Annotated in this window: 10 protein-coding genes; 5 read left to right on the top strand and 5 right to left on the bottom strand. The window is 52.4% G+C overall.

Annotation, left to right across the window (positions count from 1 at the left end; translation table 11 throughout):
- A partial coding sequence (locus FYJ24_RS05535; RefSeq protein WP_154544364.1) for an integrase core domain-containing protein occupies positions 1-250 on the top strand: 250 nt, incomplete at its 5' end.
- Between the two features lie 452 nt (positions 251-702).
- Here FYJ24_RS05535 and FYJ24_RS13365 read toward each other — a convergent pair.
- Complete coding sequence (locus FYJ24_RS13365) at positions 703-999, bottom strand: HNH endonuclease (protein WP_318656553.1); 297 nt, start codon at positions 997-999, stop codon at positions 703-705.
- Positions 1,000-1,103: 104 nt separating this feature from the next.
- The gene (locus tag FYJ24_RS05520) at positions 1,104-1,751 is read right to left on the bottom strand and encodes a hypothetical protein (RefSeq protein ID WP_154544360.1); all 648 of its coding nucleotides are present in this window, start codon (positions 1,749-1,751) and stop codon (positions 1,104-1,106) included.
- Positions 1,752-1,838: 87 nt separating this feature from the next.
- Here FYJ24_RS05520 and FYJ24_RS05515 point away from each other — a divergent pair, with 87 nt between their 5' ends.
- Both FYJ24_RS05515 and FYJ24_RS05510 read left to right on the top strand, forming a co-directional pair.
- A complete protein-coding gene (locus FYJ24_RS05515; protein WP_154544358.1) occupies positions 1,839-2,030 on the top strand; it encodes a type II toxin-antitoxin system HicA family toxin in 192 nt (63 codons plus the stop codon).
- The gene (locus FYJ24_RS05510) at positions 2,027-2,392 is read left to right on the top strand and encodes an antitoxin HicB (protein WP_154544356.1); all 366 of its coding nucleotides are present in this window, start codon (positions 2,027-2,029) and stop codon (positions 2,390-2,392) included. Before FYJ24_RS05515 ends, FYJ24_RS05510 begins: the two co-directional genes overlap by 4 nt.
- 40 nt (positions 2,393-2,432) lie before the next feature.
- Here FYJ24_RS05510 and FYJ24_RS05505 read toward each other — a convergent pair whose 3' ends face one another.
- Positions 2,433-2,966, bottom strand: a complete 534-nt coding sequence (locus FYJ24_RS05505; protein ID WP_154544354.1) for a hypothetical protein — start codon at positions 2,964-2,966, stop codon at positions 2,433-2,435.
- 203 nt (positions 2,967-3,169) lie between these two features.
- Positions 3,170-6,271, bottom strand: coding sequence for a discoidin domain-containing protein (locus tag FYJ24_RS05500; RefSeq protein ID WP_154544352.1), 3,102 nt, complete (start codon positions 6,269-6,271; stop codon positions 3,170-3,172).
- 495 nt (positions 6,272-6,766) lie between these two features.
- On the opposite strand from FYJ24_RS05500, the gene FYJ24_RS05495 reads away from it, so the two are divergent.
- Together FYJ24_RS05495 and FYJ24_RS05490 are read left to right on the top strand one after the other, a co-directional pair.
- Entirely contained in the window at positions 6,767-6,991 is a 225-nt protein-coding gene (locus FYJ24_RS05495; RefSeq protein WP_318656552.1) for a type II toxin-antitoxin system Phd/YefM family antitoxin, read from the top strand.
- 4 nt (positions 6,992-6,995) lie between these two features.
- The gene (locus FYJ24_RS05490) at positions 6,996-7,382 is read left to right on the top strand and encodes a type II toxin-antitoxin system VapC family toxin (protein WP_225872013.1); all 387 of its coding nucleotides are present in this window, start codon (positions 6,996-6,998) and stop codon (positions 7,380-7,382) included.
- A gap of 180 nt (positions 7,383-7,562) precedes the next feature.
- Here FYJ24_RS05490 and FYJ24_RS05485 read toward each other — a convergent pair whose 3' ends face one another.
- Positions 7,563-8,306 (bottom strand): TetR/AcrR family transcriptional regulator, encoded by a 744-nt coding sequence (locus tag FYJ24_RS05485; RefSeq protein ID WP_154544346.1) that lies wholly within the window; start codon positions 8,304-8,306, stop codon positions 7,563-7,565.
- Positions 8,307-8,488: the final 182 nt, after the last annotated feature.

Genomic DNA, 8,488 nt, shown 5'->3' with positions numbered 1-8,488 from the left:
GGACGCGAAAGTGAAGATCAGCATGGACGGGAAGGGCCAGTGGATGGATAACGTATTCATCGAACGCTTGTGGCGGTCAGTGAAGTACGAAGAAGTCTACCTGCATGCTTACGAGAACGGTTCCGGCGCCCGGGCCGGGCTCGGAGCGTACTTCGAGTACTACAACACACGCAGGCGTCACCAAGGTCTAGGCAGGCGTACACCAGACAAGGCATATTCCAAGGACCAGCCGCTCCCGCACGCGGCATAAAAACCAGGCAAGGACTCCACCTAAAAAACGCCGCGGACTGTCCAACCAACGGGGTCCACCTCAGTTTCTTGTTTGCGCGCTTCGATCGCTGCAAATCGCGGTGAGCCTCACGGCACGAGTCACAGGGTTCTTCCTTGTGTCGCAAGTGGCGTTTATACGCGGCTTCCGTCCCACATGGGGAGGGCTTACGAGGCATGCCGAGCACCTCCTCGCACAAATGGAGCACACGGAGAAAACTGCGGGGAGAAAAATGCCTCGAGCCGCGCGGGAGGTTGGCAGCAGGCGGGGCCCTGGATTTTTAGGGGGTGGGAGTTAGCGGCGCCGTCCGTTGAGGGTCCAGATGTCAAGGAGCGTGTCCCACCAGGCGAGGCGTAGGCGGTTCGTTTTCGTTTGACTTGTGGCCCATCGGTGGAGTGCTTGTTCTCGGTGTTGGACTAGTGTCGTGGTGATCATTAGCTGGCAGCCCATCCTTCGAGGTCGATGTCTTCGCGGTTGCCTTTGCGGCTGTTGCAGGAGCGGTGCATTGGTTGAAGTTGTTGGCCTACGAGTCTGCCGCCGTTGGCGAGCGCGTCAGGGTGGTCTGCGGTGAAACTCATGCGCTCTGTTCCAGGGAGGTCTGTGTCGATAGGTTGCCCGCACCAGTAACAGGGAAGGTTGAGCCGTTTGACCCTTGCTTTGAGGGCTGCTTGTTGTCTTCGGTATGCGCGGTGGCCACGCCCGTTGCGACTGCTAGCCTGTTTCACACTCACGTTGTCATCCTCCTGAATAGGTTTTCAGGTATGGCTGATAAACAGTGAAGGTCTTGTATTTGTGTGTGGAGCTGCGTCCCCTTGGGCGCACTTCCGCGCTTTTCTTAGTAAACGTTGAGCGGCACTGCCTCTGGCTGGTCTAGGGAACCTCCAACGCTGCATTCAACGTTAAGTGTGTTCTTGTCAACACTGGCTTCAATTTTTATGAACCATGTATCATCTTCATCAAGTGTCGCTGCGAGAATTCCGGCAAGCGTGTGTAGCTTGACTTTCGATGCGGGAAATTCATTCTTAAGTGCGGTTTCCCAGATGTCACCGCATGCATGTACAGCGCCGTATTGGTCTAGACCTTGCGAATTTGTTACTTCTTCCGGTTTAGATTCAGTAGCAGGTGCAGCCGGGACGGGTTCTTCGGCTGGTTGTTCTTCGGCAGGGGGAGCATCTTCGCTCTTTGTTTCCTCATTTTTCGTGACGGTAAGAAGGACTTGATTGTCGTTCTGTTTTTGTTCGATGACGGTCCAGTTGCCCTTATCGAGGATCATCTTTCCGTCATCGGATACGGCTTCAACTTCGTATCCTTCGAGCTCAAGGTTAGCCTCTGCGATTGTGAGCAGCTCGCCTACTTGATTGGAGGCTTGCGGTTCAGATTGAATAACTTCAGCTGATTGTGTTGTGCCCGAGTCAGTATCGTCACATGCGGTGAGTGTGAGTGCCAACAGTATTGCGGTGAGGGATGCGCCGATGCGTTTCATAAGTATCAGTGTATGTGGTTGGCACCCATTTCGGAAAGTGTCTACCCTGCCTTGACATTGTCTATCTAGGGGGGCTATACTATAGTTATGACGAAGCCGATGAAATACCGCGAACTAGCCAAGAAGCTCGAAGCTGCCGGGTTCACCTCGCGCCAAGGCAAAGGCGACCACGAGGTGTGGCGCAACGGCTCAGTCACGGTGACCATCACCCAAGCGCGCGTCGTGTCCCCAGCTGTTGTACGCGACGCACTGAAAGCTATCGAAAGGAGTCAAGCATGAGTGAGATCGAGGTGACCGCCACCAAGTGGGATGGCGGTTGGGAGTTGGAAATCGACCGAGACCATCACACTCAGGTCAGAACGTTAGACAAGGCGCGCCAGCAAGTGATCGACTATTTGGATACGACATATCCAGAGGTAGATCACTCTGATTGGTCTATCACCGTCGTACCAGATATTCCCGAATGGGATCTAGTGATGCAGGCGCGCGAAGCGACCAGGGAAGCCTCTGAAGCGACAGTGAGAGCAGCTGAGCTTTCCCGCCAGGCTGTGCGGCGTTTGAGGGCGAAAGGGTTGTCTGTCACGGATTCTGCGGCGATCATGGGTGTTTCCCGGGGGAGGGTATCGCAGCTAGTTGACTGATTTAGGGACACCAAATACCCCTCAGCGACAACATTAGCTTTCACTTGCGCTCTAGGCAACTGTTGATGTCGGCGAGGCAATAACGGCCTTCTTCCTTTTGAACCCTGCCACGGCCGATCCAGACGTGGAGTTTCCTGCCGTCGAGCTTCGGCCAGATGGTTTTCAGCTGGGCCCGGGTGACGAGTACGTTGCGGCTGATTTTCGGGCTACGGAGTCGTTCGATGAGGGCAGCGTCCCAGTCTTCTTTGGTGAGGTCAAACGACGCTCCGCACCCAGCGCACACACCCTTTGTGGCTTGTCCGTCATGGGTCATGTGGGCTTTGACTTTGCCGCCGCACTGGGGGCAGAGGCGCACGGTGACAGCGCTGCGGCCACACAGGCGCGCTACGGTGCCATGAGCTTGCGATAGCTCGGTGGTGAACTGCTCCCAGTCTTCCCAGGCGTGCCAGAAGGTTTCTGGGTAGAGCCAGAGTGTTTCGTGTAACCAGTGGGCGGGCCAGCCTTCCACGTCCACCTGGAGGTGTCCTGCGACCATGATGGGTAAGGCCGCGACTACAGTCAGCTTCTTGTGCAAATTTGTCGATTCTCTGAACTGACGGGGGTGGTGCGGGGCGTCACCTTCCAACTGAGCTTAAAGGTTGGTCGCGTTGGGGCCTGACTTTGAACGTAATCTTTGCGAAATTGGCTTGTGCAGATATATCAACCGAAAACCTGCAGCGCTCGTCCACTTAGCAAGTCCAAAATCAGACCCCACAATCAAGCTAATATTCGTTACTTCTATCCGCGTTCTATTCTTTTGTATCTAGTAAGGAGAGCAAGTCCGCCAACCACCAACAACACAACGGACAATAGTCCTATTATCAACGCGGTGGATCCAGTTATTGCCAGATCAGTCTGTGGCTCTGCGTCTGTACGCCCCTTTTCGCTTCCGCCAGACTCGCTTCCGCCAGACTCGCTTCCACCAGACTCGCTTCCGCCAGACTCGCCTCCGCCAGACTCAGGTTTCTCTTCTTCTGTGGCATCCACCTTGAATTCGATATCCCCCAGTGTCGCGCTTGCACCATACGTGTCGGTGGCACGCAGCGAACAACTATTGGAGGCAGATACTAGAATTTCATAACTGTAAGCTCCCTCAGGATCCGCGATGATCGTGTCTGTCCCGATTTCTTCTCCTGTGCACGTCCAGTTATTGGTAACCTCCGCGTTAGGACTGTACCCCTGACCTTTGACAAGATACGCTGTCTTTTTTTGGGTTGTGGCCCTTTCTTTTCCAGTTTCGGACGCACCTACCGAAATGCTTGGCTGCTTTGCTTCAGCACTGCCATCGGGATTGACTGTCTCGACCTTTCCTGGCCCATATACCGAAATCGAATAGATGCTGTAAGCGTATTTGGTCAATCTCGACGTACCAGTAACTCTCAGGTAGCGACCTGACGTCCCCTGAGGAAGATCTGAAGTCACCGTGATCGGAGAATAGGCGTTTTCTCCGTGTTCCACCACCGCCCATTCTTTGGCGTCATCTGAGACGGAGATCTGATACTCCTTAGCAGCAGCCTTCTCCCAAGCAACAACCACCGATCCAATCTGTTGGCTTTCACCCAGGTCAATTTGTATCCACTGGGGGTCAGAAGTAGCTGACTCCCAACGCGTAAGTGGATCACCATCAGTTACTGCCGCTGGAAGGTTTTGGTTACTGTTTTGTACTGAAGAAGCATTGGCAGTCTTACCGAGAGCTAAGTCTGGGTTGTCACTAACTTGCCTAACTTCGAAGCTTCTCAGTGAATAGCCACTAGCCCCTGGCACCACTGGCTCATCCAAAGATAACTTGACATATTGCGCACGCGTTGGAACGAAAGAAACTTTCGAACGCTTGCCAAACCCCTCGGTCTGCGTGGCAATGTCAATCCATGTCTGGTTGTCGCTAGAAACTGAGATTGTGAAGTCTTTTGCGGCCATGGGTCCCCACAACAGCTGCACCTCCGCAACGTCGGTGATCTTACCTAAATCAACGGTGACCGTCTGATTGTCTACTTCTGACGATTCCCACATTGTTTCCGGGGTTCCGTCGATAACACTATTCGCATCAAATCCATCCTTGGTCGAGGAAGCAACTACTGATACGGCGTCGCGGGCGATATCCCGGTCGGTATTGCGATTCCACCCCGCCGGAAGGCCGTCAAATGTAACCTCGTTTCCTTTTTCTACCCTGGTAGCACCTGACGGAATCGTCACCAACACCACGGAGCCTTCACCGGGTACCGAAATGTTCACTTGGCCTGATACTCCGTCGGCGATCACGGTGTCTGATACCGAATCATAGAGCCCAACGGGGCTCTCTCCGACGTTGACTGTCACTTCAGCGTCGTCACTATTCCCGTTGTAGTAGAGCGAAGTGGGGTAATAATTGTCGCCAAAAAAATCAAGTACGTTTAGGTCAACGCCAATGACGTTCTCGGTGCCGGTATCACTCAAGGCCGCGCCCATAAATCCGACCCAACTGGAACCATAGAGCCCTAGACTTGTGGCATCAGACCCGACACCCCAGTTTGTGGAACGGTCAGGTACATCACCCAGAGCCATAATTCCTGCGTTCCCCGATGACGTCAGCCCTTCGTAGGCAATCACGTTGGCCTCATCGTTTATGAAACGATCACCCCAGTACTGCTGATCTGCGCTCATTTGATCCGCATAGAAGTAACGCGCTGCGTGGTTGACGTTTGCCATCCATTTCCCAATTACATTCGCATACCGGGAATCATATTTCGCGGTGGCGGCTAGTAAAGGGGTGGCGAACGAGTTCATCGCAAATGCGTATCCTGATTTTCCGTCTCCACACCCCTTAGGACCGCAATCTGTTAGTGATCCTGACAGCCCATAGACGTCTATTCCGCCCCACGTATCTGCTAACGTACCCCAGCTTCTTCGGGCAGATGAACCCCCCATTAGCCAATTTAGATACATCGACACGTCATAGTCCGTGTTTTCTGTCGCATTCAGCCTGGCCGCGATATACGGGGCGAAGAGTACGAGAACTTCGTAATACAAGTTTTTGCCCGCGTTTTCAAGGGAATCCATTGCCCAGATGGCGCCTTCTAGATACTTTGCATCCCCGAACTTTGAGTTTGCCCATAGCAGGATCGCTGCAGCACCTGCAGCGGCTTCTCCTCCTTCGAGGCGTCCTTTTGTCACAGTTTCATTGGCAAAGTCGTAGTCCTGAAAGTCGAGATTGGCGTTGCTCTTGCCTAGCGCCTCAAGCATTTCGTAATATTGGTCTGCGATTGAGCGCAAAATTGTGTCCATGTCTGTCGCATTTGGATAAAGCGATCCCATCATGTAATACAAGACGTTTGCCGTCGTTGTATACCAAATTGATTTCGATCCTGGCGAGTTATCTTCACCAGCAGGCGTATTCATGGCAATCCCGGTCTCTGGATGATAGAAGGTGCGGAGCATGTCTACATAGTTGTAACCGTCTTGATTGCTCTTATCTATTCCAACCAAGGTAGCTCCAACAACGGAGGCTATTTGAGTTACCGCTTCTTGAGAGCCGTCACCCGATTCTGCAATAGTACGGCTGTCACCATAGTATGCGGGCATCTTGTAGGTGGTTTCCCCATCTTCCATATTCAGAGCGGTTGCGTCTTCACGAATCGTGGAATAAACCCCCCTATCAGTCCAGTCATAGACGAATGCGTCATAATCACGGGCTCGCTGTGCCCAATCAAAACTGCCCGTACTCGGTTGTGGGATCGAAGGGTATTGCGCCACTTTTACATCTTTTGCCTGTTCTTGTGGCACTGCAATAGCAGGACTTACAGCTACTAAAGAGCCAACAATAGCAGTAACGATCGCGGTACGTATTCTGATTCTCTTCCCCATATTGTTCTTTCTCTAAGTTCAGTTGTGGCAAGATGCCTTCACCTTTGAAGCTGTGATTCTTACGCACTGCAACCACGCACGTAAGGTGAAATGCCTTGGTTAATCATCAGCCGCCCTTGCCTGAAAGTGTCACTACCGCCTACGCTGCGGCATTACTAAACCTATTTAGTCCAGTCGCTGGTAGTGTAACTACGGCTATTCACGCTGTCAAGGAGGAGTATCGGCAATTAGGGCCACTCACTTCTATTCCGGGGTTTACTAAACCGCACAGAAGGAGATTGCTCCGCCAATCCGAAACCGAGTACTCCGGTTGGTGCGGCTTTGATCTCTGATCTGACAAGCCACCTGCTCAGCAAGCGCAAAACGGCCCCGGGAAGGGCACGCTGCCAAGCATAGTAGCCAGCTCTTTCCGCGTCCTCACAGGCCTTTACCAAGATAAACCAACATTGACCAACCCCCTTGACTTACCTTTTTCCTACTGTTACTGTCTTGAATGTGAAGACCGTGAAAGTTCAACAGGCAAAAACCCACCTTTCCGCCATTCTTACCGAGGTGGAAGAGGGACAAGAGTACGTCATCGCGCGCGCTGATAAGCCTGTTGCGCGGCTGGTCGCCATCGAATATGACGATAAACGGCCTCTAGGCTTCGTGAATTACCCGGTCCCTGACTCTTTCTTCGATGCTTTACCAATCGAAGAACTGAATGCATGGGAAGGTTAGAGTCTTGTATCTCCTTGATACACACACTCTGCTCTGGGCACTGACAGAGCCGAGTCGCCTAGGAAAAAATGCGTACCGCATCATCGAGGATAGGAACTCTGTACTATATGTGTCTCCAGCATCTGCATGGGAGATAGGCACAAAACAGCGTCTTGGAAAGTTGCCACAAGCAGACTTCCTCATTGCCGGGTACTCAGACTACCTCAACCAGTTAGGTGTGCAGCGACTGCCGATTACGGACCACCATGCAATGGTCGCCGGATCTATGGAGTGGCAGCACAAGGATCCATTCGATCGAATGCTTGCTTCTCAAGCAATTCTTGAGTCGCTCACACTTATCACCTGCGATAGCGTATTTGGCACTCTTCGTGCGCTCAAATATGTGTGGTGAGCGCAATCAGCATTCTCGTCGCATGCCGCCGCATTTCTACATTTCAAACATGTCACACAGTTGACACGAGAATCACCCACTGAGTCGAGCTCTCGACACCACATGCCATGCTGCCGAGAAACGCCCCTATCATGAGAGAACCAAGAAGCTCAGCAGAGAAGTCCTGCAGGCACTTCCAAACTAAGCATTTCCTTTAGCTGTCGACGCGATTGGATGCCGCTCTTCTTCAAGAGATGACTCCAGCCACTCAGCATCCCTTGCACCCTCCTCGAAGGCTTCTTTCGCCCTGTCAGGAAGCTGATCAATCTTTCCTGTGCACCAGCCTAAATAGATTCCGTAGACAGTTTGCTGGTAGAGCGCAGGGACATCGGCAACATTCTGTTCCAGCATTCCTTCAAGCTCAAGAGTAATAAGCCCGTGAACCGCTGCCCAAAAGCACGCGCCCAATTCAGATGCTTGCTCATCAGGAAGCTCACAATCCTGCCCTAGAAGTTTTGCGGCATCTCTAAACCTGCCCAAAACCCGTACCTCCAGATTTTGCATATCTGGATGAATGCGCCCCAAAACAGTTGAACCTCGGCGAATATCCTTATTGGCGGCAAAAATTCCGCGGAAAGTCTTTGGATCAAGCAGTGCCCGCCACCGGTAATATCCCGCCAGGTACATCAGCTGTGCCAACGGACATGAATGCTCACCCCGTTCTGACGATAGTGCCATTTTACGGTCCAAATCACGCACAATGACTTCAGAAATCAACGCTTCTTTGGAACCAAATAACGTGTACACAGCATTAGTCGAGGTACCAGCATTTTTCGTGAGAGTTCTCAGTGAAACTGCCTGATACCCCTCATCCTTCAGCATCCTTGTGGCTTCCTCAATAAGACGATCACGCAAAGTATCATCGTATATTTTCGGCCTACCCATACGTTCTCCTCCAAGTCGGGCCGGTCCCCAAACCAGCAAATATTACGGGAGTCCCCCATTCACGTACACCGTAAGATCGGTAATCCAACACCGTTGCGAATGCGTAGCGACGTCATTAGCTTACCGATGACACCCGTAAGTCGCAATAATCCAAATCGCTATATTGACCATACGGTCGTTGA

Origin of the sequence: Scrofimicrobium canadense, from assembly GCF_009696615.1 — a bacterium.
Lineage (GTDB): Bacteria > Actinomycetota > Actinomycetes > Actinomycetales > Actinomycetaceae > Scrofimicrobium > Scrofimicrobium canadense.
This window is presented reverse-complemented; position numbering and strand designations above follow the sequence as displayed.

Bases quoted from the DNA above. Each gene is read 5' to 3' on its own strand.
- FYJ24_RS05515 (WP_154544358.1), top strand. From the start codon at position 1,839: ATGACGAAGCCGATGAAATACCGCGAACTAGCCAAGAAGCTCGAAGCT.
- FYJ24_RS05510 (WP_154544356.1), top strand. From the start codon at position 2,027: ATGAGTGAGATCGAGGTGACCGCCACCAAGTGGGATGGCGGTTGGGAG.
- FYJ24_RS05500 (WP_154544352.1), bottom strand. From the start codon at position 6,271: ATGGGGAAGAGAATCAGAATACGTACCGCGATCGTTACTGCTATTGTT.
- FYJ24_RS05520 (WP_154544360.1), bottom strand. From the start codon at position 1,751: ATGAAACGCATCGGCGCATCCCTCACCGCAATACTGTTGGCACTCACA.
- FYJ24_RS05485 (WP_154544346.1), bottom strand. From the start codon at position 8,306: ATGGGTAGGCCGAAAATATACGATGATACTTTGCGTGATCGTCTTATT.